The organism is Actinomadura rayongensis (genome assembly GCF_009831215.1).
Classification (GTDB): Bacteria; Actinomycetota; Actinomycetes; order Streptosporangiales; family Streptosporangiaceae; genus Spirillospora; species Spirillospora rayongensis.
This window is the reverse complement of the sequence record NZ_WUTW01000001.1, coordinates 676,385-700,570: the sequence shown is the minus strand read 5'-3', so window position 1 is coordinate 700,570 and position 24,186 is coordinate 676,385. Positions and strand designations below refer to the sequence as shown.

17 protein-coding genes and 1 tRNA gene are annotated in these 24,186 nt (G+C 73.6%); 5 read left to right on the top strand and 13 right to left on the bottom strand.

Going from position 1 to position 24,186, the window contains the following annotated elements; genetic code table 11:
- Nucleotides 1-381 precede the first annotated feature (381 nt).
- Nucleotides 382-1,779, bottom strand: a complete 1,398-nt coding sequence (locus GQ466_RS03365) for a prephenate dehydrogenase (protein ID WP_202419949.1) — start codon at nucleotides 1,777-1,779, stop codon at nucleotides 382-384.
- 295 nt (nucleotides 1,780-2,074) lie between these two features.
- Here GQ466_RS03365 and GQ466_RS03360 point away from each other — a divergent pair.
- From GQ466_RS03360 to GQ466_RS03350, 3 genes are all read left to right on the top strand, one after another.
- Nucleotides 2,075-2,150, top strand: a tRNA-Leu gene (locus tag GQ466_RS03360).
- 102 nt (nucleotides 2,151-2,252) lie between these two features.
- Entirely contained in the window at nucleotides 2,253-3,350 is a 1,098-nt protein-coding gene (gene hppD, locus GQ466_RS03355; RefSeq protein WP_161101273.1) for a 4-hydroxyphenylpyruvate dioxygenase, read from the top strand.
- On the top strand, nucleotides 3,334-4,473 hold the full coding sequence (locus GQ466_RS03350) for an alpha-hydroxy-acid oxidizing protein (protein WP_161101272.1): 1,140 nt from the start codon (nucleotides 3,334-3,336) through the stop codon (nucleotides 4,471-4,473). Before hppD (GQ466_RS03355) ends, GQ466_RS03350 begins: the two co-directional genes overlap by 17 nt.
- A gap of 1,034 nt (nucleotides 4,474-5,507) precedes the next feature.
- Here GQ466_RS03350 and GQ466_RS03345 read toward each other — a convergent pair.
- From GQ466_RS03345 to GQ466_RS03290, 12 genes are all read right to left on the bottom strand, one after another.
- Nucleotides 5,508-6,512, bottom strand: coding sequence for a ParB/RepB/Spo0J family partition protein (locus GQ466_RS03345; protein ID WP_161101271.1), 1,005 nt, complete (start codon nucleotides 6,510-6,512; stop codon nucleotides 5,508-5,510).
- 483 nt (nucleotides 6,513-6,995) lie between these two features.
- Entirely contained in the window at nucleotides 6,996-8,042 is a 1,047-nt protein-coding gene (aroF, locus tag GQ466_RS03340) for a 3-deoxy-7-phosphoheptulonate synthase (RefSeq protein WP_161101270.1), read from the bottom strand.
- 782 nt (nucleotides 8,043-8,824) lie between these two features.
- On the bottom strand, nucleotides 8,825-9,049 hold the full coding sequence (locus GQ466_RS03335; RefSeq protein ID WP_161101269.1) for an MbtH family protein: 225 nt from the start codon (nucleotides 9,047-9,049) through the stop codon (nucleotides 8,825-8,827).
- A 562-nt stretch (nucleotides 9,050-9,611) separates the two neighbouring features.
- Nucleotides 9,612-9,977 (bottom strand): chorismate mutase, encoded by a 366-nt coding sequence (aroH, locus tag GQ466_RS03330; RefSeq protein ID WP_161101268.1) that lies wholly within the window; start codon nucleotides 9,975-9,977, stop codon nucleotides 9,612-9,614.
- A gap of 13 nt (nucleotides 9,978-9,990) precedes the next feature.
- Entirely contained in the window at nucleotides 9,991-11,484 is a 1,494-nt protein-coding gene (locus tag GQ466_RS03325; RefSeq protein ID WP_161101267.1) for a tryptophan 7-halogenase, read from the bottom strand.
- 112 nt (nucleotides 11,485-11,596) lie between these two features.
- Nucleotides 11,597-12,661 carry a 4-hydroxyphenylpyruvate dioxygenase gene (gene hppD / locus GQ466_RS03320; protein ID WP_161101266.1) on the bottom strand — a complete coding sequence of 355 codons (1,065 nt, stop codon included), beginning with the start codon at nucleotides 12,659-12,661 and terminating at the stop codon, nucleotides 11,597-11,599.
- A gap of 948 nt (nucleotides 12,662-13,609) precedes the next feature.
- Nucleotides 13,610-14,545 carry a ParB N-terminal domain-containing protein gene (locus GQ466_RS03315; protein ID WP_161101265.1) on the bottom strand — a complete coding sequence of 312 codons (936 nt, stop codon included), beginning with the start codon at nucleotides 14,543-14,545 and terminating at the stop codon, nucleotides 13,610-13,612.
- Nucleotides 14,546-15,611: 1,066 nt separating this feature from the next.
- Nucleotides 15,612-16,628 (bottom strand): ParB N-terminal domain-containing protein, encoded by a 1,017-nt coding sequence (locus GQ466_RS03310; RefSeq protein WP_337193299.1) that lies wholly within the window; start codon nucleotides 16,626-16,628, stop codon nucleotides 15,612-15,614.
- A 34-nt stretch (nucleotides 16,629-16,662) separates the two neighbouring features.
- Entirely contained in the window at nucleotides 16,663-17,859 is a 1,197-nt protein-coding gene (locus GQ466_RS03305) for an ABC transporter permease (RefSeq protein ID WP_202419948.1), read from the bottom strand.
- Nucleotides 17,856-18,602, bottom strand: coding sequence for an ABC transporter ATP-binding protein (locus GQ466_RS03300; RefSeq protein ID WP_161101264.1), 747 nt, complete (start codon nucleotides 18,600-18,602; stop codon nucleotides 17,856-17,858). The genes GQ466_RS03305 and GQ466_RS03300 overlap by 4 nt, the downstream gene beginning before the upstream one ends.
- Nucleotides 18,599-19,762, bottom strand: coding sequence for a peptidoglycan-binding protein (locus GQ466_RS03295; RefSeq protein ID WP_161101263.1), 1,164 nt, complete (start codon nucleotides 19,760-19,762; stop codon nucleotides 18,599-18,601). The genes GQ466_RS03300 and GQ466_RS03295 overlap by 4 nt, the downstream gene beginning before the upstream one ends.
- Before the next feature lie 235 nt (nucleotides 19,763-19,997).
- The gene (locus GQ466_RS03290; RefSeq protein ID WP_237417582.1) at nucleotides 19,998-22,001 is read right to left on the bottom strand and encodes an ABC transporter ATP-binding protein; all 2,004 of its coding nucleotides are present in this window, start codon (nucleotides 21,999-22,001) and stop codon (nucleotides 19,998-20,000) included.
- Nucleotides 22,002-22,244: 243 nt separating this feature from the next.
- Here GQ466_RS03290 and GQ466_RS03285 point away from each other — a divergent pair, with 243 nt between their 5' ends.
- Together GQ466_RS03285 and GQ466_RS03280 are read left to right on the top strand one after the other, a co-directional pair.
- Entirely contained in the window at nucleotides 22,245-22,898 is a 654-nt protein-coding gene (locus GQ466_RS03285; RefSeq protein ID WP_161101261.1) for a response regulator, read from the top strand.
- A gap of 8 nt (nucleotides 22,899-22,906) precedes the next feature.
- Nucleotides 22,907-24,172, top strand: coding sequence for a sensor histidine kinase (locus GQ466_RS03280; protein ID WP_161101260.1), 1,266 nt, complete (start codon nucleotides 22,907-22,909; stop codon nucleotides 24,170-24,172).
- Nucleotides 24,173-24,186: the final 14 nt, after the last annotated feature.

Here is a 24,186-nt window from a genome sequence, read left to right as displayed (position 1 = left end):
GCCACTATCCGCTTCACTTCGCGCACCGGGGCGTGTGAGCCGAACGACCGGGCGAACAGGCATGAATTGCGCATTTTCGGAGCGAAAAAAGCCCCACGGGGGCGATGGACGCATGTGACGATAGGGAGATAACCACCTATGTGACCCTTCGGTCACCGGTGAGCCGATCCTGGCGCCGAGGACACCGGTTCCTTCCGCAAGAGTTCCGTCGCGCCCGCCATTCGCCGCACCGGCACCGCCTCCCAGACCTGGGTCGACTTTACCTTCATTTTGCCATCGAGTCGGAGGGTCACGCCAGGACGGCACCGGCGGGCGGACGTTCCCGATCCGTGATCTGACCGTCCACCGCACCCCGGCGACCGCCGCCGCCCCGCGTTTCGCCTACGGCCGCACCGGATCGGGTGCCCGGCGCGCGTCCGGCACGGCCTTTTTCGCGTGGATCGCCGTACTGGACGCCACCTCCACCGCCGCGTCCCACCCCGCGTCCCGCAACCCCGCCACCAACCCGGCCGCCACCGGCGCAGACACAACGAACCGCACATCCAACCCCGTCACCCCACCCCCACCCGCCACACCCCCGCCGCGCTGACACGCGACGTCCCCGCCCAGCTCACGCGCGACGTCCCCGCCGAGCCCGCGCACCGCGTCCCCGCCCAGATCATGCGCGGCGTCCGCGCTGAGATCACGCGCGGCATTTCCGTTCAGACCACGCGGAGTTCTCGTGTTGCCGTTGCGCGCCGCGTCTGCGGCCCTGGCGGGGCTCAGCTCGGTGCCGAGGTCGCCCGGTGTGCGGGCGGGGAGGTCGGCGGCCGTGACGGCGGCGTTGTCGGTGGTGCCGCCGAAGGGCGCCGCCGCCGCGAGCAGTCGCGCCAGCTCGCCGGGACGGCCCGCGCAGCGCACCCGCACCGGGACGGTGTCCGCCGGGCCGTCCACGCGCGGCGCGGCGACTTCGCCGAGGCCGGCCACGCCGCGTTCCAGCAGGTCAGTAAGGGCGGTGAGGCCCGCGGCGGCGGCCGGGCCGTCGGGGTCGGCGAGCGCGTCGAACGCCGCGACCAGCGCGGTGACGTCGGCGCTCAGCGCGCGCAGCACGGCCGCGACGGCGGCGGCGTTCCCGCGCAGGATGTCGGCCCACAGCCGCGCGCTGCCGCCCGCGATGCGCGTCGTGTCGCGCAGGCCCTGCCCGGCGAGCAGCGGCGTCCCGGCGGGCCCGTCCAGCAGCCGCGCGGCCGTCAGGCTCGCCGCCAGGTGCGGGACGTGCGAGGTCAGCGCCACCGTCTCGTCGTGCTCGCGCGCCGACAGCACCACCGGCGCCGCCCCGCACAGCGCGACGAGGTCCAGCGCGAGGTCGAACGCGTCCGGCGCGGTGCCGGCGTGCGGGACCAGCGCCCACGGACGGCCGTGGAACAACTCCGCCGTGGCCGCGAGTGGCCCTGACCGCTCCCGGCCGCCGAGCGGGTGCCCGCCGACGAACTGGGACGGATCGGGCGCCGTCGCGAGCACCGCGCACTCCGGCGCGGACTTCACGCTGGCCACGTCCGTGTACGCCCGCGCGAGGCCGTCCGCCTGCCGCTCGGCGAGCACCGCCGCGACCCGGCTCGGCGGGACGGCCAGCACCGCTAAATCCACCGGCCCGGGCGGCGGTTCCGCACGGCCCGCGCCGAGCGCCGCCGCCGTCCGCGCGGCCACCGGATCGCGGTCGGACAGGTAAACCGCGACGCCCCGGCGCCGCGCCGCGAGCGCGACCGACGTGCCGATCAGGCCGGTTCCGACGACGCACATGCTGCGAATCACGAGACATCACCCGTTCATGGGCCGCGGTGCGGCCGGAATACGGCGCGACCGGCGCCCGATTCGTCGTCGCGGCGGCCTCGGCCGCGAAACCATAAAGGCGCGACCCAGCGTAGGCGCGGCGCCGCGCGACGGCCAGGCGCGCGGCTCTGGACGGTAACCCGCAATTGCACACCGAAGGTGAACCGCATATGACCGAGGGGGACAGGTAAACGGATCCGGGTGGCTGCGCGTCCACCGTTCGTACGGACTGGAGACGCCCACCGGGCCACCGTAGGATCGTCCCGTCCCCGTGGCCCAAAGGCAGAGGCGGACCCCTTAAAAGGGTCTAGTTGTCGGTTCGAGTCCGACCGGGGATACCAGTTTCGACCCGCGCAGCTTCCCACCACCGCTTTCCGTGGCCAGATCGGCGATCCCGCTTCTACAGTTTCAGCAAAACTGTTCCTGTTCGAGCGGAGAACTCCATGAACGTTTCGCGTGCCGCCGGCCGCGGTCCCGATCTGTCGATCGACCATGTCGAGATCTACGTCGCCGACCTGGAGGCGGCGGCGTTCGGATGGGTGGACCGGTACGCCTTCACCGTCGTCGGCTCGGGCGGGTCCCGCGACCACCGGTCCGTGGCGCTGCGGCACGGGGACGTCACCCTCGTCCTCACGCAGGCCACGTCCGACGACCATCCCGCGTCCGCGTACGTCTCCGCGCACGGCGACGGCGTCGCCGACATCGCGTTACGCACGACCGACGCGACCGCCGTGTTCGACGCGGCGGTGGCGGCGGGCGCGACCCCGCTGCGGCGGCCGTCCCGGCACGCGGGCGACGGCCCGGCCGTCACCGCCGTGCTCGCCGGGTTCGGGGACGTCGTGCACACGCTCGTGGAACGTCCCGCCGGCGACGGTCCCGGGCTGCCGGTCGGGCTCGTCCCGTCGCTGCCGAGACGCCCCGAGCGGCCCCGCGACGTCGGCATCACCGGGCTCGACCACGTCGCGGTGTGCGTGGACGGCGGCGCGCTCGAAGCGACCGCCGACTTCTACGTCCGCGCGCTCGGCTTCACCGAGATCTTCCAGGAGCGGATCGTCGTCGGCGCGCAGGCGATGGAGTCGACCGTCGTGCAGAGCCCGTCCGGCGCGGTGACGCTCACGCTCCTCGAACCCGACCTCGACGCCGCGCCCGGCCAGGTGGACGAGTTCCTCAAGAGCCACCAGGGCCCCGGCGTGCAGCACCTGGCGTTCTCGACCGGCGACGCGGTGCGCGCCGTCCGGGCGCTGTCGGCGCGCGGCGTCGGGTTCCTGCGCACCCCGGACGCCTACTACGACCTGCTCGGCGAGCGCATCGCCCTGGACGCGGACCGGATCGCCGCGCTGCGCGCCACCCACGTCGTCGCCGACGAGGACCACGCGGGGCGGCTGTTCCAGATCTTCACCGCGTCCGACCACCCCCGGCACACGCTCTACTTCGAGATCATCGAGCGGCAGGACGCCGCCGAGTTCGGCAGCGCGAACATCAAGGCGCTGTACGAGGCCGTCGAGCTGGAGAGGACGGGCCAGCGTGCGTTCCAGCGGTGACCTCGGCCTGCACAGCCTCGACGACGCCGAGCGGGCCGCCGCCGCGGCGCTGCCGCCCGAGGTCCGCGACTTCGTGGCGGGCGGCAGCGGCCGGGAGACGACCCTCGACGCCAACCGCGCCGCGTTCGACGCGCTGTTCGTCGTCCCGCGCGTCCTGCGGGACGTGTCGGGCTGCACGACGGCGACGACGCTGCTCGGCCGTCCGGCGGCGCTGCCGGTGGCCGCCGCGCCCGTCGCCTACCAGCGGCTCGTGCATCCCGACGGCGAGCTGGCGGCGGCGCGCGCGGCGGCGGCGGCCGGGGTGCCGTTCACGGCGAGCACGCTGAGCAGCGTCCCGCTCGACGCGCTCACGGCGGTGGGCGGGACGGTCTGGTTCCAGCTCTACTGGCTGCGCGACGAGCGCCGGACGGTCGAGCTGGTGCGGCGCGCCGAGGACACCGGGTGCACCGCGCTGATGCTGACCGTGGACGTGCCGTGGATGGCGCGGCGGCTGCGCGACGTCCGCAACGGGTTCGCGCTGCCCGACGGTGTCCGCGCCGCCGAGGTCGACACCGGCGGCGCGGCGCACCACCGCGCGGCGGGCGCGTCGTCGGTCGCAATCCACACCGGGCAGGCGTTCTCGTCCGGGCTGACGTGGGCGTCGGTGGAGCGGCTGCGGTCGCTGACAGGGCTGCCGCTCGTCCTGAAGGGCGTGCTGGCACCGGAGGACGCGCGCCGCGCCGCCGAGTTCGGCGTGGACGCGCTGGTCGTCTCCAACCACGGCGGACGGCAGCTCGACGGCGCGGTGCCGAGCATCGAGGCGCTCCCCGCGGTGGCGGACGCGGCGGGCGGGGGTTGCGAGGTACTGCTCGACAGCGGCGTCCGAAGCGGAACGGACGTGCTGCGGGCGCTGGCGCTCGGCGCGTCCGGGGTCCTGGTCGGACGGCCGCTGGTCTGGGGCCTCGCGGCGGGCGGCGCCGACGGCGTGCGCCGCGTCCTGGACCTGCTCGCCGCAGAACTGCGCGACGCCCTGGGCCTGGCGGGCTGCCGCGACCCCCGCGACGCGCGCGGCCTGCGGACCGTCCAACGCCAGCAACCGCACCGCCCCGCCCACGAACGCGGCCTGAGCAACGCGACCGCCTGACCCGAACGCCCGGGGGAAACACATCCCCCGGGCGTCTTTCCCTGCGCGCTCCCGAACGCCCTCGCGGATGTTGTCGCGTGCGTCCTGATAGGTGTTCTCGCGGACGTGCTGGTGGGCGTTAGCGCAGACGAGCGATGCGGGCATCCTCGCGGGCGTTAACGGGGGCAACCTCGCGAGCGTTAGCGGGAGCGTGCTCGCGGACGTGCGTGCGGGCACGCCCGCAGGTGCTCGTGCGGACACGCCCGCGGACGCTCGTGAGGGCGAGCGGGCTCGCGGGGGTTCTTGCGGGCGCACTCCTGGGCGTTCGTGCGAGCGTCCTCGCCGGCGCTCGTACGGGCACGCCCGCAGACGTGCGTGCTTGCGAACGCTTGTGCGGGCACGCTCGCGGGCATTGACGCGAGCGTCCTCGCGAACGCCCGTGCAGGCGTTCTCGCAAACGCTCGTGTGGGCGTCCTCACAAGCGCTCATATGGGCGTTCTTGCAAGCGCTCGTGCAGGCACGCTCGCGGGCGCTCGTGCAGGCGTCCTTGTGGACGTTCGCGCGGGCATCCCCGCAGGCGTTCGCGCGGCACGCTCGCGGACGTTCGCGCGGGAATCCTCGCGGACGCTCGCACGGGCGTCCTCGCGGACGCTCGTGCGGAGTGCTCTCGGCGTTCGTGCGGGCAGGCTCGCGGACGTTCGTGCGGGCGTCCTCGCAAACGCTCGTGCGGGCAGGTTCGCGGAGGCTCTTGCGGACACGCTCGCGGACGCTTGTGCGGGCACGCCCGCAGTTGTTCGTGCAGCCATGCTCGCGGACGCTCGTACGGGCACGCTCGCGGACGCTCGTACGGGCACGCTCGCGGACGCTCGTACGGGCACGCTCGCGGACGCTCGTGCGGGGCACGGTCGCGGGTGTTCGTGCGGGCATGCTTGCGGGCGCTCGTGCGGGCGGGCGTGCTCGCGGGGGTCTTGCGGGTGGAGCGCGGCCCGCCGCCGGCGGGGAGGGCGGCGGGTCGCGTCCGGGTGTCCAACCGTTCGGATGCGGCGCTTGGACAGTTAGCTGATCTTCGCGATGTCGGCTTCGACGCGGACGGCGAAGTCGTTCCAGATCCCGGCGAACTGCCGGGCCAGGTCCGCGACGATCGCGCTGCAGTGCGGGGGAACGTTGCCGCTGAGCGCCTCCCACTCCTCGGCCGGGAGGGCGTGGACGGTCAGCAGCCGCAGCAGGTTGCGGCCGGTCTCGGTGAACCGCAGCGCCGGGTCGGCCTTGAGCCGGGCGACCAGCGCGGCGCGGTCCGGCGCGGGGCCGCGCCGCCCGCGCCCGGCGGCCCGGTTGAGCCCGATCGCCGGGACGGCCTGCGCGCCCTCGGCGTCGGCCGTCCGGTTCTGCGCGGCCCGGTCGCGACGCCGCTGCGGGACGGGGTCGAGCCCGAGCGCCAGCCGGTTGCGGACGTCCCGCACGGTCTCCGGGGAGATCCCGGCGACGCGCGCGACCTGCCGCAGCGACAGGGCGGGGTTCTCGGTCAGCAGGTCGCCGGCGACCCGGCGGCCCGCGGACCCGTCGATCGGACGGACCCGGCCGTCCTGCCCGATCCTGATGCCCTCCGGTCCGGCGCCACCCGCGAGCCTGCGCCGGATCTCCGCGACGGTGCGCGGTGCGATGCCGGTGACGGACGCGACCCTGCGGTCCGACCACTCGGCGTGCCAGACGATGATGCGCTCGGCCGCCCGCTTGCGGTCGGCGAGCGAGAGCGGGAGCCCGTGGGTGACGTTCGAGCGGACGGCGAGGACGAAGGCGTCGGCCTCCCCGCCGTCGAAGAACCGGACCGCGATCGTCTCCTGCCCCCGCAGGCGCGCCGCCCGCAGCCGGTGGAAGCCGTCCACCACCCGCATCGTCCCGCGGTGGACGATGATCGGCGGCAGTTCCTCCTCCGACGCCGCCAGCGTCTCGACGTGTTCCGGATCCTCCCCCGCAAGCCGCGGCGATCCCGCCACGGTCAGCGCGTCGACCGGCACCCGCACGACGGGTCCGCGGTCGATCTCGGCCTGATCAAGCTGCATTGCCAGCTCCTTGTGATCTGATCCGGCCGTGCGCGAGCGGCCTCGCGACGACCGGTCCCCACCTGGCGCGCGATGCCCCGGCCGCCCGCCGGTGACCGCACGCGAGACACGGTCGGGCCGCCTCCGGTCGGAGGACGGACAGACCGATCGGTCAGGCGTCGATCCAGCGCGGGCCCGTTCCGACGGCACCAGTAGCAAAGGCTCCAAATCGCGGCATTTCACCAAAATTGGTGTCGCCCACCCTTGCGACGGCCTCACCCTCCTCGGCCTTGGCGGTCGGGGCGGGTCAACGGCTGGAATTGCGGCGTCCTCCGATGCTTTGACGGTAATAGGGCCTGTTCAGGGCATGAACCCCTAGGCAACCCCTATCGGCACCCCTAGGCCGCGACCCCTAGGGGTGCCGCGTCCAGCACCGCCTTGCCAATCAACACCGACTATTCATCCCATAGTTGTTATTTCAACATTTGGAACGAATGTCCCGATTCAAACGATCGTGGCGGCGGCCGGCGACGGCATCGTCAGCGTCCGGCCCATGAGCGGCGCGAGCACCGCGGCCGTGTCGGCGATCTCCGCGATGTCGGTGCCCGACAGCGCCTGCGGGCCGTCGCACAGCGCCTCCTCCGGACGCGGATGGACGTCCACGATCACCCCGTCCGCGCCCACGGCGATCGCCGCCCGCGTCAGCGGCAGCACCAGCTCGCGGCGCCCGCCCGAGTGCGACGGGTCCACGATGATCGGCAGGTGCGACAGCCGCTGCGCGACCGGGACGGCGGAGATGTCGAGGGTGTTGCGGGTCGCCTTCTCGAACGTCCGGATGCCGCGCTCGCACAGCACGATGTCCAGGTTGCCGCGCTGGGCGATGTACTCGGCCGCCATCAGCCATTCCTCGATCGTCGAGCTGAACCCGCGCTTGAGCAGCACCGGCAGGCCCGCGTCCCCGGCCGCCTGGAGCAGCGCGAAGTTCTGCGCGTTGCGCGTCCCGATCTGGAGCATGTCGACGTAGGACGCGACCAGCTCGACCGCGCCCGGCTCGATGACCTCGGTGACGATCGGCAGGCCCGTCTCGGCGCGCACGTCGGCGAGGATGCGCAGGCCCTCGACCCCGAGGCCCTGGAAGGCGTACGGCGAGGTGCGGGGCTTGTACGCGCCGCCGCGCAGCAGCGACGCGCCCGCCGCGCGCGCCATCAGCGCCGCGTCCAGCGTCTGCTCGGGCGTCTCCACCGCGCACGGCCCGGCGATCACCGTCAGCGTGTCCGGGCCGATCGGCACGCCGCCGACGCGGATCACCGACCGCTGCGGATGGTGCTCGCGGCTGACCAGCTTGTACGGGGCGGAGATCCGGACGACCTCCAGCACGCCGCGCCGCCCGCCGAGGTTCAGCCGCTCGAAGTCGGGGACGTCGCCGATCAGGCCGATGATCGTCCGCGACACCCCCCGGCTCACGAACGCGTCGCCGCCCGCCCCGCGGACGAGCGCGACGACCGCGTCGACGTCCTCCTGCGTGGCCCCGGGGGCCATCACCACCACCATGATCTTCTCCTCCTCGGTCGCGCGCCCGAGGGTGAGGGGTGTCCGGACGCGGGGGAAACGCTGAAAAGAGTCGTACGAGAACGGTCAGGCGAGCGCCACGGCCGCCGCCCGACCGGCCGCGGGCCCACCGAGCGCGGGCCCACCGGCCGCAGGCCGGGTCGCCGGGCCACGCGGGTCACCGGGCCACGCGGGTCACCGGGCCGCTTGGCCGCCTGGCCGCCTGGCCGCCTGGCCGCCTGGCCGCCTGGGGCATCGGGCCACCAGGGCGCCGGATCGCCGGACGACTAGGGGCCTGGTCACCAGGTCACCCCGGGCCAACGGGCCACCTGGCCACCGGGTGGCCAGGGCGCTGGGTGGCCAGGGCGCCGGACCACCAGGTCACCCCAGGCCACCAGGCCACCGGGACGCCGGGACGCCGGGACGCCGGGACGCCGGGCCACCATGTCACCGGGACGCCGGGTCGGCGGGTCGGCGGGTCGGCGGGTCGGCGGGTCGGCGGGTCGGCGGGTCGGCGGGTCGGCGGGTCGGCGGGCCGGCGGGCCGGCGGGCCGGCGGGCCGGCGGGCCGGCGGGTCGGCGGGTCGGCGGGTCGGCGGCGTAGCCGAGCACGCGGTAGGGGTGCCGGGTCCCCGCGCGAGCCGCAGGGACGTCCGGAAGCCGGACGTCGCCGTCGCGCAGCTCGATCGGCCGCGGCGACCTCCGCCGCGAGCGCGCCGGAACCAGACGCGCGGCGCCGTCGGCTCCGCCCGGCCGCGCGGCGGCCGGGCGCCCGGAGCGGACGGGTCAGCCGGCGGCCTCGTACTGCTTCATCTCCTCGACGAGGCTCTTGGGCCGCATGTCGGTCCAGTTCTCCTCGATGTAGGCCAGGCACGCGGCGCGCCCGTCCTCGCCGTGCGCGACCGTCCAGCCCGCCGGGACGTCCGCGAAGGCCGGCCAGAGCGAATACTGGCCTTCGTCGTTGATCAGCACGTAATAGGAGGCGTTCTCGTCCTCAAAGGGGTTCGTCATGATCGGCCTCTCTGGTCATCCCGAAACGAGCAGGGAGAACTTCGGTGGTCCTGCCGAAAAACGTAACCGACCCGTCGAGAAATGGGCAAGAGCTGCATCGCGCCGTCCAAATCAGCGCAGCAATTCCGAGAAATCGGGCGAATCGGAACAGTCGGGGCCGCCGTCACGCGGCCGGAACCGCCCCAGCCGGTCTGATACCGGAACGAAACCGTGCGTCTCGTACGGTCGAGCCGACACGATCCGCCGACGGACGGAGACGGTCGACGACGAGCGGCGGACGCCGCGTCGGGTCACGGCGGCATTCACGGCGGCATGGCGCCCCCGCGACCGGCGGCCCGCCCGACGGAGCGCCCGGAGCGGCCCGGCCTGTCCCGCAGGCCGGCGGGCGCGCCCGTCCTCGACCGTCCCGGACCGGTGCGCCGGCTCTCCGCCCCTCCACGGCGAGCCGGTGCGTCGGCTCCCCGACCCTCCCCGGGGAGCCGACGCACCGCACAACGGCGGATCGTGGTCGGCCCGCCCGCTCCACCCGGCCGTACGGGGTGGAGCGGGCGCGGTCCCGCGCTCAGCTCCGGGCGAGGTCGGGACGCAGCAGCCGCGCCCCGCCCAGGTACACGTGCCGGACGGACGAGCGCGGCCGATCCGCCTCGGCGTGCGCCAGCAGCCGCACGATCCGGGGCGCGGCGCCGGGCACGTCGATCTCGGCCGCGCACATCAGCGGCACCCCGGTCAGGCCGCCGAGCCGCGCGGCCAGCGCCGGGAACTCGGCGGTCAGATCGGGGGTCGCGGTGAACAGCACGCTGACCAGGTCGGCGGCGCCGAGCGCGTTGCGCTCCAGCACGGCCCCGACCAGCTCACCGGTCGCCGCGAGGATGGCGTCCCGTGTGTCGCGCTCGACCTGGACGGCGCCGCGGATCGCGAGCAGGGTCATCGGACGGCTCCCGTCAGCTCTGGGCGGGCTCCTGCCAGAGCATTCCGTCGTCGGACGTCACGAGCCCGCCCGGGAACATCGGCGTGTCCGGCCCCAGCTCGGCGCCGAGCAGCGCGCGGCCCTGCACCTGCCCGCTCTCCTGCATCGCCTGCCGGACGACCGTCGACTTGAACAACGGGACCATGTTCTCGCCCTCGGCGGCGATCGCGTCCACCGCCCCGGCGAACTCCGCCGACGCCTCCTTGAACCGCAGCGCGGCGGACTCGGCGTCGTGCAGCCCGAACTCGTCCGAGGACACGCCCGCGACCAGGTCCACGAACGACTCCAGCTCGCCGTACTGGTTCTGGGTGACCTTCTTGGCCGACCAGAAGTAGGAGTCCTCGTCGACGTGCATGTCGTAGAACGACATCAGGAACTCGTAGAAGACGCTGTACTCGCGCACGTAGCGGGCCTCGAACTCCGCGAACGCCCGGTCCTGGCCGACCGTCCCGGCCAGGACGCCGTTGATGGAGCGGGCCGCAAGCAGCGCGCCGTAGGTGGCGAGGTGGACGCCGGAGGAGAACACCGGGTCCACGAAGCACGCCGCGTCGCCGACGAGCACCAGGCCCGGCCGCCAGAACTTCGTCTGCCGGTAGGAGTAGTCCTTGCGGACGCGGATCTCGCCGTATTGGCCGGTCGTCACGCGCGTCGCGTCGGACAGGAAGTCCTTGATCATCGGGCATTCGGCGATGAGCGCGTTCAGCGCCTTCTCCGGGTCGCCCTGGACCTTCTCCGCCATGTCGTGCCGGACGACGGCGCCGACGCTGGTCAGCGTGTCGCTGAGCGGGATGTACCAGAACCAGCCGCTGTCGAACGCGACGCACAGGATGTTCCCGGCGGTCGGCGGGGCCATCCGCCTGCCGTTCTCGAAGTACCCGAACAGCGCGAGGCTGCGGAAGAAGTCGGAGTACTCGCGCTTGCCGCCGACCGCCTTGTGGATCCCGCTGCGGTTCCCGGACGCGTCCACGACCCACTTCGCGCGGACCTCGTGCCGCTCGCCGGACGCGTCGGCGTAGACGACGCCGACGACCCGTCCGTCCTCCTCCACGACGTTCTGCACCGACGCCCGTTGCCGGACCTCGACGCCCTTCTCGGCGGCGTTGTCGAGCAGGATCTTGTCGAACCTGGACCGCTCGACCTGGAACGCCGTGGACGTCGGGCCGGCGGTGCGCGGCGACACCGAGAACGAGAACGTCCACGGCTCGGGGTTGGCGCCCCAGCGGAACGTGCCGCCGTGCTTGAGGGTGAAGCCCGCGTCGACGATCTTGTCGGTGACGCCCGTCATCCGGCACACGCCGTGGACGGTGGACGGTAGCAGCGACTCCCCGATCTGGTACCGGGGAAAGGTCTCCTTCTCTAATAACAGGACGCGGTGGCCCTGCATCGCCACCAGCGTCCCCAGTGTCGATCCGCCGGGGCCGCCGCCGACCACCACGACGTCGAACTCCTCTTGACCCTCGGTTCCCATGTGCCGTCGCCCTTCCTCGTGGCTGTTGCGAAGACGTCGAAGCCCGACGTCACGGCTGCGCTCCGGTCATGGTGCGCGGCGCACGGCACCGTCCACCAGCCGGGCCGCGCGGTCAGCGGCCCGTCGCCGACTGCCGCTCGACGGCCTCGTAGAGCGCCTTGATGTTGTTGCTGCCGAAGGTGCGGGCGCCGCGCCGGTCGATGACCTCGTCGAAGTAGGTGCGGCGGGGGTGGGCCGATTCGGTGAAGATCTGGAGCATGACGCCGCCGTGGTCGCGGTCGGCGAGGATGTTCAGCTCGCGCAGCGTCTCGGTCGGGACGCCGACCTGGCCGAGCCGTGCGGGCAGCTCGTCGTAGTAGGCGTCCGGGGTGGTGAGGAAGCGGACGCCGCGCGACGCGATCGTCGCGACGGCGCGCGCGATGTCGTCCGTCAGGTACGCGACGTGCTGGATCCCGGGGCCGCGGTGCCCGGCGACGAACGCGTCGATCTGGCCCGGCGAGCGGGACGTGTCGGGCTCCAGGATCGTGAACGTCAGCCCGCGCGACCTGCTCTGGATCACCTTGGAGCGCATCGCCTGGTTGCCCACGACGATCTGCTCCTCGAACGTGACCTCCATGCCGAAGACCTCGCCGTAGCGGCGGATCATCGGGTCCAGGTCGCCCGCCGGGACGCACACCGCGAAGTGGTCGATGTCGGTCAGCAGGCCCTCGCCCGCCGGGTCGCCGGTCTCGGCGAACGCGCCCGGGGCGAACGGGCCGCCGGGCCGCTCGCGGGAGACGAAGCGGTGCTCGACGTCGCCGAAACCGGCCACGGACGCGAACGTGACGCGTCCGCCGTCCGGGCCGAGCGTCTCGGGCGGCGCGACGGGCTCGGCGCCGCGCTCCACGGCCGCGGCGAACGCGGCGTGCGCGTCGTCCACCACCAGGCCGATGACGGCCACGCCGTCGCCGTGCCGTTCGACGTACTCGGCGGCGCGGTGGCGGGCGCCGGTCGCGGCGGTCAGCAGCACGGTGATGTCGCGCTGGCGCAGCAGGACGGACGTGTAGCCCGCGTCCCCCGCGCCCCACGGCGTGCTGCGCCCGGTGATCGCGAACCCGTAGGCGTCCGCGAGCCGGGCCGCCGCCTGGTCCGCGTCCGCGACGAATAACTCGATGTGGTCGACCGATCGGATGTCCACGGAAACTCCTCCGTCGGGGCGCGCCGGACAGGCGTGCCCGGTCGTCCGGCCCGTTCGCCGGCCGGGAGTCCCGACGTCCAACCGCGCGTTCGGCGGCACTTGGACGGTCTCCCGCCGGCGGACGGAACGCCGGGATCACCGGCGCCGCGCCCTCGTGCGGCACCGCGCGTTTCGTCACCGAAACACGCGGCCGATCCCCGCGTCAATGCTGGACGACACCGTCCGCAGGACACCGCGGACCGTCATTGCGGCACTGAATCGCGGGCCGCTTTCGCGGCCTGGTACGGGTGCCCTTCCGGGTAGATTCCCGAGCCCGATCCGATGACGAGTCCGCCGTCTACCGTGGGGTCCGGGAAATTATGCACGCCGTGCTCGCGCATGCAGTTCGCATATTTCCGCGCGGTCGTCCGTGCGGCTTTCGACGCCGGCGGCCCGGACCCGGCCTGAAGGAGCGGCGCGCACGCCCTCCGCGCCGCGCGGAACGCCGCCGAGCGGACGTCGCTCCGGTCGGTCGCGCACACAGCGATGGGCGCGTCGCCCGTCGGTTCAGGGCAGGTCGGCACGCCGTTGCGCGGCCTGCACCAGGCGAACGCCGCCCGCTGCCGCGCATCGCGGCCGGTCCCGCGCACCGCCGCCCGCTGCCGCCCGTCGCGACCGCTGCCGCCCGCTGCCACGCGTCGCCGGCCGGTGTCTCTCGCTGCCGCGCGTCGCCAGCCGGTCCGGCGCCGCTGGGGCGCCCGGGGCGCCGGGCGTCGCGGTGGCGTCCCGGCGCGGCGGATCGCCGCTGCAGGTCGCCGCCGCGACGGCGACGCAGAAAAGGACGATCAGTCCGAGGGCGCGCCCGTTGCGGGCGGTTCCCCGGCGCGTTGCCGAGCATTCCGCAGATCCCGTTTTCTTCGTCCGGGACTTTTTAGGGGAGGAACGTCTCAGCGTGTTCTGCCGCAGGGTTCAGGCGACGTCCCCTATTCTGCGCTCCACGCGTTCCGCGAAGGCGTTCCAGACCCGTCCGCATTCCAGTGCGAGATCGGCGACGATGTCGCCGCAGTGCGGCGGGAGCGTCTGTTTCATCCGCTCCCACTCGCCCGCGTCGACGGCGTGGGAGTTCAGCAGCCGCAGCAGCGCGCGCCCGGCCTCGCTCTGGAGCAGGTCGCCGCGCAGCCGGTCGGCCGTGCCGTCGTCGTCGGGGCCGTCCGGGACCGGACGGGCGCGGCGCTCGGGCACCGGGTCCTCGCCCCGGCTCGTGCGGCGCCGCACGTCCCGGACGGTCTCCGGCGAGATCCCGGCCTCCCGCGCGATGCGGCGCAGCGACCAGTCGGGGTGCGCGGCGGCCAGCGCGGCGGCGCGGCGGCGTCCGGCGGCGCCGCTCGCGGGCCGGACCCGCCCGTCCCGGCCGACGCGGGCGGCGGCGGTCACCTCCCGGGCGGCGCGCAGCCGCGCCACCGTCCGCGCCGACATCCCGACGATCCCGGCGACCATCCGGTCGGACGCCGCGGGATGCGACGCGAAGATCCGCAGCGCCGCCGCCCGCCGGTCCGCCGCCGTCAGCGGCAGCCCGTGCACGGCGTTGGCCCGCACGGCGAGGACGAACGCGTCCCGTTCGGCTCCGGTGAACAGCCGGACGGCGATCCGCTCGTCCCCGCGTAACCGCGCGGCGGCGAGCCTGTGCAGCCCGTCGATGACGCGCAGCGTCCGCGCGTGCGCGAGGACGGGCGGGAACGGCGCGCCGGACGCGGCCAGCCGGCGCACGTGCTCGGGGTCGACGGGCGTGCGGCGCGGCGAGTCGCCCGTCGTGAGGGAGGCCACCGGCAGCAGCACCGGCGGGTCCTGCGGGAGCGCCGGCGCGGCGGGCTCCTCGTACGGTTCGGCGGTCAGGTCGGCGGTCATGGCGCTACCCCAAACGGATCCGTTCTCCGCGTCGGCCGGACGGGGGCAGCACGGAACGCCCCGCCCTCCGACGGGGTACGCGCGCGGCCCCACTCCGCGCCCTTTCCGAAGGTTCCCGCCCGGCGCCCGCCGCGGCGACGGACGGCAGGCCGGACGTCCTCCGCGCCCCCATTCTGCGCCAGACCGGCGGCCCGCACGACGCCCCGAACTGGCCGCATCGGGCCGCCCACCCACGTCACCCCCCACCACGCCGCCCACCTCCACCACCAGCACCGAACCCCCACCCGACCCACCCCACGTCAACCCTCAGACCCACCCCGAGGTCCCAGACAACGTCCACCCGCACCCGAACCGCGCGCCCGCAACAGCCCTCTCGCGCCGGGCACCGTCGCGGGCAACCCGAACAGGCGCCGGAACCGCGCGGGCGCGTCAACCTCTGGCGTTGCGAGCAAGGCCGTCCACGACACCGCAGCCACGCCTGTACCGCTCATCCGCGTCAACCTCAGCGCCGCGCCCGCGGTGGCGAGTGAGACACCGCAGCCGCGCGCGAACCGCACGTGCGCGTCACCTCGCGAGTCGCGCGGTCGCGGGCGACACCGAACCCGCGCCCGAGCCGACCTCCCGCGTCAACCCTCAGCACCGCGCCCGGCGCCCCGGGCGACGCCACAACCGCGCCGGATCCGCGCGGGCGCGCGACCTCCGGCGCTGCGAGCGAGACTGTCCGCGACACCGCAATCGCGCGTGAACCGCCCTCCCTTGTCGCCCTCAGCACCGCGCCCGGGATCGCAGGGCGACGCCGAACCCGCGCATGCGCGCCAGCCTCCGGCGTTGGGAGCGAGGCCGTCGCGACGCCGCAGGTGCGCCCGAGTTGCCCTCCCGCGTCAGCTCTCAGCGCTGCGCCTGGGGTCGCGGCGGGCGCCGCAGGCGCGCTGGATCCGCGTGTGCGCGTCGGTCTTCGGTGTGTGAGCTAGGCCGGCCGCGATGCCGCAGGGGCGACCGGGGTGCTCGTCTGCGTTGCTCTCGGGGGCGCGCCTCATGCTGCGCTGGGGTTGGGAACGGTGTGGGGTCAGTCTTCGGGGGTGTTTCCGGGGTCGTGGGGGGCGCCGAAGCCGCGTTGGATCTGTGCGGCGAACTCGACCCACATGCGGGCGCGTTCGCGGGCGAGTTGGGCGATCAGGCCGCTGGAGTGCGCGGGGATCTCCTCGATGATCCGGTCCCATTCCTCTTCGCGGATCATCTGGATGTGGAGCAGGCGGAGGAGTTCTCGGCCCGTCTCGCTGAAACGTAGTGCGGGGTCGGCTGCTAGGCGGCGCAGTACCGCTACGGGGTCGCGGCCTGCCAGGCGTGCTAGTGGGACGTCCATGCGTGGTTCGGGTGACGCGTCAGGTGACGGGTCGGGGGCGGGGTCTCGGCGGGACGGCTCGTGGCGCGTATCTGGGCGTGTGGGGGGTTCGTCTGGGCCGAACATCCGGTTGCGCACTGCGCGGACCGTCTCTGGTGAGACGCCCGCCGCCAGGGCGATCCGCCGCAGGGACAGGTCGGGGTTCTCGCGCAGGAGGTCGGCTACGGCGCGGCGGCGTTCCGCGCCGTCCAGCGGGCGGACCCGGCCGTCGCGGCCTACTCGTGAGCTTTCGCCTGTGACGGCCGGGGGCATCCGGCGGCGCACGGCGGCTACCGTGCTCGGCGACAGGCCCGCCGTGGCCGCGACCCGCCGGTTCGACCAGCGCGGATGCCAGGCGATGATGCGTTCGGCGGCGTGTTTGCGCTCGCTCAGTGACAGCGGCAGCCCGTGTTCGGCGTTCGCCCGGACGGCCAGCACGAACGCCTCGGCCTCGGTTCCCTCGAAGAACACCGCGGCGATCGTTTCGGCGCCCCGGCGGCGGGCGGCGGCGAGCCGGTGCGCGCCGTCGATCACCCGCATGGTCGCGCGGTGGACGATGATCGGCGGCAGGTCGTCCGGCGTCTCCGCCAGCACCTCCACGTGCGCGGGGTCGGTGCCGGACAGTCGCGGCGAGCCGCCGGGGGCGAGCACGGCGACCGCGACCCGCACGACGGGCGACAGGGGCATCCCCTCAGCTTCCACGTCCGGTTCCTCCGGTGCGGCGATCCTGGACACGTCAGACCGTCCGCAGCGCTTCGGTCGGCTGCATGCGCGCCGCGCGCAGCGCCGGGAGCAGGCCCGCGACGGCGCCGATCGCGACCGACGCCCCGAACCCGCCGCCCCACGCCAGCACCGGCACGACCGTGGACCAGCCCTTGAGCTGCGCGTAGACGAACGTCGCGACCGAGCCCAGCGCGACCCCGATGACGCCGCCGAGCGCGGCCAGCAGGATCGCCTCCGACAGGAACTGGACGCGGATGTTCCCCTTCGTCGCGCCGAGCGAGCGCCGCAAACCGATCTCCGACCTTCGTTCCAGCACCGAGATCACCATCGTGTTCGCGACGCCGATCCCGCCGACGAGCAGCGCGACCGCGCCGAGCCCGAGGAACAGCCCGTTCAGCGCCGACTGCGCGGCGGCGCGGGCCTCCAGCGCGGCCGACGGCTGGCTGACCGTCACCTCGCTGGCATCAGCGGGGTTCGCGGTGGCAGCGAGGACGTTGTGGACGTCCTCGACCTGCTCGGTCTCGGTCCGGACGTAGATCGTGGACGGGTGCCCGTCGAACCCGAGGTACTTCTGCGCCGCCGGATAGCCGACCAGCACCGAGGTGTCGATCTCCGGCGTGAGAACGACCGGGTTGAGGATCCCCGCGACGTAGAACCACTGCCCGCCCACCCAGATCCGCAGGTTCGGCGTGATGCGGTCGATGCCGAGCCGCTTGGCGGCCGTCGCGCCGAGCACGGCGACGGGCTGCTGCGCGGTCGCGGCGTTCAGGTACCGTCCGCGCGCCACGGTCGCGCGCAGCGCCTTCGGCAGGTCCAGGCTGGACGCGTCGACCGACAGCGCGTTGGTGTTGATCGCCGGGATGAGCGGGCTGCGGTACGCGCTCGCCTTGGTCGTCCCCGTGCTCTGCACCTGCTGCACCGGCCCGATGCGCCCGATCATGCCGGGCGCCTCCGTGGGCAGTTCGGCATCGTCGCCGGTCAGCGTCTTGCCCGCGGTGACGGTCAGCAGGTTGGTGCCGAGCCTGTCGATCTGCGCGAGCAGGCCCGCCTGCGACGACGCCGACAGCCCGAGCACCGCGACCATCGCCGCCACGCCGATCGCGATGCCGAGCGCGGACAGCGCCGCGCGCGTCCGCCGGGTGCGCAGCCCCTCGCCCGCGACCCGGGCGAGGTCGGACGGCGCCAGCCGCCCGGGGGTCGTGGTCATCATGGCAGCTGCCTCCCGTTCGCGTCCGTGTCGGCGACGATGCGGCCGTCCAGGACCTCGATGCGGCGCGGCAGCCGGGCCGCCATGTCGCGGTCGTGGGTGATGACGACGAGCGTCGTCCCCTCGGCGTTCAGCTCGGTGAGCAGCGAGAACACCGTGTTCCCCGAGACGCTGTCGAGGTTGCCGGTCGGCTCGTCGGCGAGCACGATCGCGGGGTTGCCGACCAGCGCGCGGGCGATCGCGACGCGCTGGCGCTCACCGCCGGAGAGCTGCGACGGTCGATGCCCGGCGCGCTGGGCGAGCCCGACCCGGCCGAGCGCCTCGCGCGCCGCCGCCAGCCGGTCCCGGTACCGGACGCCCGCGTACAGCAGCCCGGTCGCGACGTTCTCCACGGCCGTCGCGTAGTCGGACAGGAAGAACTGCTGGAAGACGAAGCCGATGCGGGTGGCGCGCAGCCGGGCGAGGTCGCGGTCGCTCATCCGGGCGACGTCCGCGCCGACGATGCGGACGGTCCCGGACGTCGGCCGGTCCAGCGTGCCCATGACCTGCAGCAGCGTGGACTTGCCCGACCCGGACGGCCCCACGATGCCGACCAGCTCGCCCCGGCCGATCGTGAACGTCGCGTCGTCCAGGGCCGTGACCGGGGCGTCCCCGCCGTAGATCTTGGTGACGCCGTCGAGCCGCAGGACGGGTTCGCCCGGCGTAAGTGTCCGCGGTGGCCCCGGCAGGGCGTGGATCCCGGTCATGACGCCGGCACCACGACGTTCTGCCCGGCGGCAAGGCCGTCGCCGCCGACCTCGACGCGTCCGGCGCTGTCGTCGAACAGTCCCGTCTCGACCGGGACGAGCTTGCGAACGCCGTCAGCCCCGGCGACCTCGACGGCGTACCCGCCGCTGACCAGCGCGAGCAGCGCGTTCACCGGCACCGAAAGCACATTCTTGGCCGTATCGGTCACGATCGAAACCTGGACGGGCGCCTGGTCGAGCCGTCCGGTGGCCTTCTGGTCCGTCGGCCGGATGTTCACCGTGATCTTCGCGGACCCGCCGCCCGAGTCCTTCTTCGCGACCTTGCCGACCGACCGCACCACGCCGTTCGTCGTCCGTCCGGTGGGCAGCGTGATCGTGACCTTGTCGCCCTCCTTCACCTGCGTCTGCCGACTGGCGTTCAGCGACACCGTGACCTGCCGGTCGGTGGACGACGCTGTGATCACCGTGCTCTTGGGCGCGATCGGCCCGCCGCGCACACCGGTGACGGTCAGGACGCGGATCTGCCTGGCGGGCATGAACACCGCTTGGCCGAGCGGCAGTTCGCCGGTCTCGTCCAGTCCCAGGTCGTCCTGCAGCCGCTCCAGCGCGTACGCGGTCGAGGAACCGAAGTAAGGCGACGTGGAGCTGAGCCCGGTCCCCGAGGCGTAGCCGAGGTCGACGAGCGCGGCGTTGAGCTGCCGGACGTCGACGCCCTTCATGCCCTCTTTCAGCGCCCGGTAGACCGGCACGGACGCGCCGTACAGCAGGACGACCGGCTTGCCGTTCACCCGGTACAGCGCCTGCCCCTGCCGGTAGATCCCGCCGACCGCGGGCAGCCTGGTGATCGTGCCGCCGGCCTGGTTGATGACGTCGTAGTCGCCGGCGTAGCCGAGCGTGCCGTTCTCCTGCGTCCGGGCTTCCAGCGTGCCCCGGGCGACCTTCGCGAGGGCGGTCGGGGCGTCGCTGTCCACCGCGGGCGCCGTGCCCGGGCCGCCGAACGGGTCGGCGACGACGACCGCCGCGCCCGCGCCGGCGAGGACGATGACGGCGACCGCGACGATCCGTCCGCGCCGTCCGCGCCGTCCGCGCCGGGGACGCCGCCGCCCCGGGCCGTCCGCAGGGCCGGTGCCGGGGTCGGCCGAGACCTGCGTCGCGCTCATGATCCGTTCTCCTGGTGCCGCCGGTCCCGGGCCGCGCTCGGGCCGGGGATTCGGCTGGTGCTGCCCTTCACGGCGTGCCTCCGCTACCTGTCTGATTACTGGTGCGGCCTCTTTCTACGGGAGGGCTGGTTTCTGCAAGGTTTCAGCCGGGACGGGCCGGGTGAGCCTTTTTCGGAAAGCGCCGGAGGGGAAATGCGTCCGCAAGGCCCGCGGGGTCGCGGGCCTTGCGGATCGCTCAGAACGGGCCGGGACCGCCGCCCGGCGGCGGGCCCATGAGCCGCGGACCGCCCGGGCCGGGCATGCCGGGCATCGGACCGCCCGGGCCGGGCATCGGGCCGGGCATCGGGCCGGGACGGCCGACGGGCTCGGGCACCGGACGCGAGCCGTTGCCGCGTCCCTGCGTCGCGAACTGCGTCCGGTACAGCTCGGCGTACAGGCCGTCCAGTTCGATCAGCTCGTCGTGGGTGCCGCGCTCGCGGATCTGTCCCCGGTCCAGGACGAGGATCTGGTCGGCGTCGCGGACGGTGGACAGCCGGTGCGCGATGACCAGCGACGTCCGCCCGGCCAGCGCCGTCTTCAGTGCCCGCTGGATCGCCGCCTCGGACTCGGAGTCCAGGTGCGCGGTGGCCTCGTCCAGCACCACGACCGGCGGCGCCTTCAGCAGCAGCCGCGCCATCGCCAGCCGCTGCTTCTCACCGCCGGAGAAGCGGTAGCCGCGCTCGCCCACGACCGTGTCCAGGCCCTCGGGCAGGGCCTTGATGAGGTCCCAGATCTGGGCGGCCCTGCACGCCTCGATGATGTCGTCCTCGGTGGCGTCGGGCCGTGCGTACAGCAGGTTGGAGCGCAGCGTCTCGTGGAAGAGGTGCGCGTCCTGGGTGACCATGCCGACGGTGTCGCGCAGGGACGCGGTGGTGAGGTCGCGGACGTCGCGTCCGCCGATCCGGACCGTCCCCTCCCCCGGGTCGTACAGGCGCGGGACGAGGTGGGTGATCGTCGTCTTGCCCGCGCCGGACGGCCCGACGAGCGCGGTGAGCTTGCCCGCCGGGGCGGTGAAGCTGATCTCGCGCAGCGTCCAGGCGTTCTCGGCGCGCTCGGGCATCGGCAGCGCGATCGACTCCAGCGACGCCAGCGACACGTCCGCCGCCGCCGGGTACCGGAACGAGACGTGGTCGAACTCGATCTCCGGCGCGGTGCCGTCGTCGGCGCGGGGCAGCGCGACGGCGTCGGACCGCTCGGCGACCAGCGGCTTCAGGTCCAGGATCTCGAACAGCCGGTCGAAGCTGACGAGCGCGCTCAGGATGTTCGCCTGCGCGTTGGACAGCATGTTGATCGGGCCGAACAGCCGGGTGAGCAGCGTCGCGAGCGCGACCAGCGTCCCGATCTCGAACGACCCGTGGATGACGAGGCCGCCGCCGACGCCGTACACGACGGCCGTCGCGAGCGAGCTGAGCAGCGCGACCGACAGGAACAGCACGCGGCCCTGGACGAACGTCACGACGCCGATGTCGCGGACGCGTCCGGCGAGCCGCGAGAACAGGCCCGCCTCCTGGTCCGGACGGCCGTACAGCTTGGCCAGCATCGCGCCCGTCACGTTGAAACGCTCGTTCATGAGCGAGCCCATCTCCGCGTTGAGCTGCATCGACTCGCGCATGAGGCGCTGGAGGCGCTTGCCGACGAGCTTGCCAGGGAGAACGAACAGCGGCAGAACGACCAGCGAGATCAGGGTGATGGACCACGACAGCCAGAACATGGTGGCGAGCACCAGCGCGAGCGTCAGGACGCTGGACACCACGGTGGACAGGAGTTGGCTGAGCGCCTGCTGCGCGGACACCACATCGGTGTTCAGTCGGCTCACCAGCGACCCGGTCTGCGCGCGGGTGAAGAACGCGAGCGGCTGCCGCTGGACGTGGTCGAACACCTTCGTCCGGAGTTCGTAGACGAGGCCCTCGCTGATCCGCGCGGAGAAGAAGCTCTCCGCGTATCCGACGAGCGCGGCCAGCACCGCGAGGGCGGCCGTCGCGACCGAGATCCAGACCACCATCGACGTGTCGCGCTTCGCGATGCCGTCGTCGATCAGGTATTTGAACAGCAGCGGCGTGACGACGGTGATCGTCGCGCTCGTCGCCGTCATCAATAACAGAAAGGCGATGCTCGTCCGGTAGGGCCTCGCGTACGGGAGGACCCGCCGTGTCGTCCCCGGCTTGATCTGCTGCCGGGTCGCGGGGTCGCCTGGACCCATCCCGCGTATCATCACCGGCCCCGGGCCACCGATCATGCAGGGTCACCTCCTGAATTCGGGTCTCGAAAGCACAGCGTTCCGTTTTTGCGACGGTCTGGCCACCGTCCAACCGGATAGGCCCTGCACTTGGACGGACCCGGTCGCCGAAACCGCGGTGAAACCGCTGGTGGCGCATCATCAGAAGCCGATCTTGCAATTCTGTCGGCGGCCTACGGTCGGCGGACGCGGAGGGGGTGGGGCGCGGTGCGGGTCCTGGTGATCGAGGACGACGAGGAGATGGCCGGCGCGGTGGCGGTCGGCCTGCGGCGGGCGCAGATGGCGGTGGACGTCGCGGTCGACGGCCCGGGCGGATACGAGCGCGCCCGCGCCAACGACTACGACGTCATCGTGCTCGACCGCGACCTGCCCGGGATGCACGGCGACCGGGTGTGCGCGGAGCTGATCGCGGGCGGCTGCCGGGCGCGGATCCTCATGCTCACGGCGGCGGGCACCAGCGCGGACCTGGTGGACGGCCTCGGTCTCGGCGCGGACGACTACCTTGCCAAACCGTTCGACTTCCCTGTCCTGGTCGCCCGGATCGGGGCGCTCGCGCGGCGCGCCCACCCGGCCGTCCCGCCGGTGGTCCGCCGCCACGACCTCGTGGTGGACACCGCGCGGCGGAGCGCGTGGCGCGCCGACCGTCCGCTCGGGCTGACCCCGAAGGAGTTCGGCGTGCTGGAGCTGCTGGTGACGTCCGGCGGCCGGACCGTGTCGGCGGAGGAACTGCTGGAACGCGTGTGGGACGAGGCCGCCGACCCGTTCACCAACGCCGTGAAGATCACGGTGAGCCGGCTGCGCGCCAAGCTCGGCGATCCGCCGATCATCGAGACCGTGTCCAAGAGCGGTTACCGGATCTGAGGCCCGTGATGTCGTTGAACGATCGTCTCGTCCGGCGCGCCGGGGGGTTGGGGCTGCCCCGCCGGACCGTCCGGCTGCGCCTCACCCTGGTCTACGGGGCGCTGTTCCTGCTGTCCAGTCTGGCGCTGCTCGCGGTGACGTACGTGCTCGTCGCGCAGGCCACGAAGAACGGGGTGGCGTCCGGGCACGTCGGGCAGCCCGCGCCGCCCACGATGGCGCACCCGCCCCTGCCGTCTCCGCCGCCGCCGCTGCCGAAGCCGTCCGCGGGCGACCGGGGCGGCGGCGACTTCGTGCTGATGGGCGAGGTGGCGAAGGCGCAGCGGAAGGCGATCCTGCACCAGTTGCTCGTCCAGTCGGGCGTCGCGCTGGCGCTGATGACGGTGCTCTCGATCCTGCTCGGCTGGATCATCGCGGGCCGCATCCTGCACCGGCTGCGGACGATCACCACGACCGTCCGGCACATCTCGGCGAACAACCTGCACGAACGCCTGGGCTTCACCGGCCCGGCGGACGAGCTGAAGACGCTCGGCGACACCTTCGACGGCCTGCTGGCCCGCCTGGAGAGCGCCTTCCACGCCCAGCGGCAGTTCGTGGCGAACGCGTCCCACGAACTGCGCACGCCGCTGGCGCGCCAACGCACCCTGGGCCAGCTCGCCCTGTCCGACCCGAACCCGTCGCTGGAGAGCCTGCGCGAGGCCCACGAACGGATCCTCGCCGCCGGCGCCCACCAGGAACGCCTGATCGAAGCGCTGCTGACGCTCGCCCGGGGCCAGACCGGCATTGACGCCCGCCGCCCCCTCGACCTTTCCGCGATCGCCGCGCACGTCCTGTCCACCCGGGCGGACGAGGCCCGCCGCCGCCACGTCACCGTCCACGCCGACCTGAACCACGCCCCCACCTCGGGCAACGCGGGCCTGACCGAACGCCTGATCACGAACCTCGTGGACAACGCGCTGCGCCACAACATCCCCGACGGCCGCCTGCAGATGACAACGGGCACCGACCCATCGGGCAACGCGCACGTCACCGTGACCAACACCGGCCCCGACGTCCCGCCGGACGAGGTGGAACGCCTCTTCCAGCCCTTCCAGCGCCTCGACGACACCCGCACGGCCCGCCGCGACGGCCTGGGCCTGGGCCTCTCGATCGTCCAGGCGATCGCCGAGGCCCACGACGCGACCATCACGGCCGCCCCCGCCCCGGCCGGCGGCCTGACGATCACGGTGACCTTCCCGCGCGTCCCCCACCGAACCCCGACCCCCGCCGCCACCTGACCCGTCGGCTCGGG

Excerpts from the sequence above, each read along its gene's own strand:
- GQ466_RS03365 (WP_202419949.1), bottom strand. The coding sequence starts at position 1,779 with ATGTGCGTCGTCGGAACCGGCCTGATCGGCACGTCGGTCGCGCTCGCG.
- hppD (WP_161101273.1), top strand. The coding sequence starts at position 2,253 with ATGAACGTTTCGCGTGCCGCCGGCCGCGGTCCCGATCTGTCGATCGAC.
- GQ466_RS03345 (WP_161101271.1), bottom strand. The coding sequence starts at position 6,512 with ATGCAGCTTGATCAGGCCGAGATCGACCGCGGACCCGTCGTGCGGGTG.
- aroF (WP_161101270.1), bottom strand. The coding sequence starts at position 8,042 with ATGGTGGTGGTGATGGCCCCCGGGGCCACGCAGGAGGACGTCGACGCG.
- GQ466_RS03335 (WP_161101269.1), bottom strand. The coding sequence starts at position 9,049 with ATGACGAACCCCTTTGAGGACGAGAACGCCTCCTATTACGTGCTGATC.
- aroH (WP_161101268.1), bottom strand. The coding sequence starts at position 9,977 with ATGACCCTGCTCGCGATCCGCGGCGCCGTCCAGGTCGAGCGCGACACA.
- GQ466_RS03325 (WP_161101267.1), bottom strand. The coding sequence starts at position 11,484 with ATGGGAACCGAGGGTCAAGAGGAGTTCGACGTCGTGGTGGTCGGCGGC.
- GQ466_RS03315 (WP_161101265.1), bottom strand. The coding sequence starts at position 14,545 with ATGACCGCCGACCTGACCGCCGAACCGTACGAGGAGCCCGCCGCGCCG.
- GQ466_RS03305 (WP_202419948.1), bottom strand. The coding sequence starts at position 17,859 with ATGATGACCACGACCCCCGGGCGGCTGGCGCCGTCCGACCTCGCCCGG.
- GQ466_RS03300 (WP_161101264.1), bottom strand. The coding sequence starts at position 18,602 with ATGACCGGGATCCACGCCCTGCCGGGGCCACCGCGGACACTTACGCCG.
- GQ466_RS03295 (WP_161101263.1), bottom strand. The coding sequence starts at position 19,762 with ATGAGCGCGACGCAGGTCTCGGCCGACCCCGGCACCGGCCCTGCGGAC.
- GQ466_RS03290 (WP_237417582.1), bottom strand. The coding sequence starts at position 22,001 with ATGGGTCCAGGCGACCCCGCGACCCGGCAGCAGATCAAGCCGGGGACG.
- GQ466_RS03280 (WP_161101260.1), top strand. The coding sequence starts at position 22,907 with ATGTCGTTGAACGATCGTCTCGTCCGGCGCGCCGGGGGGTTGGGGCTG.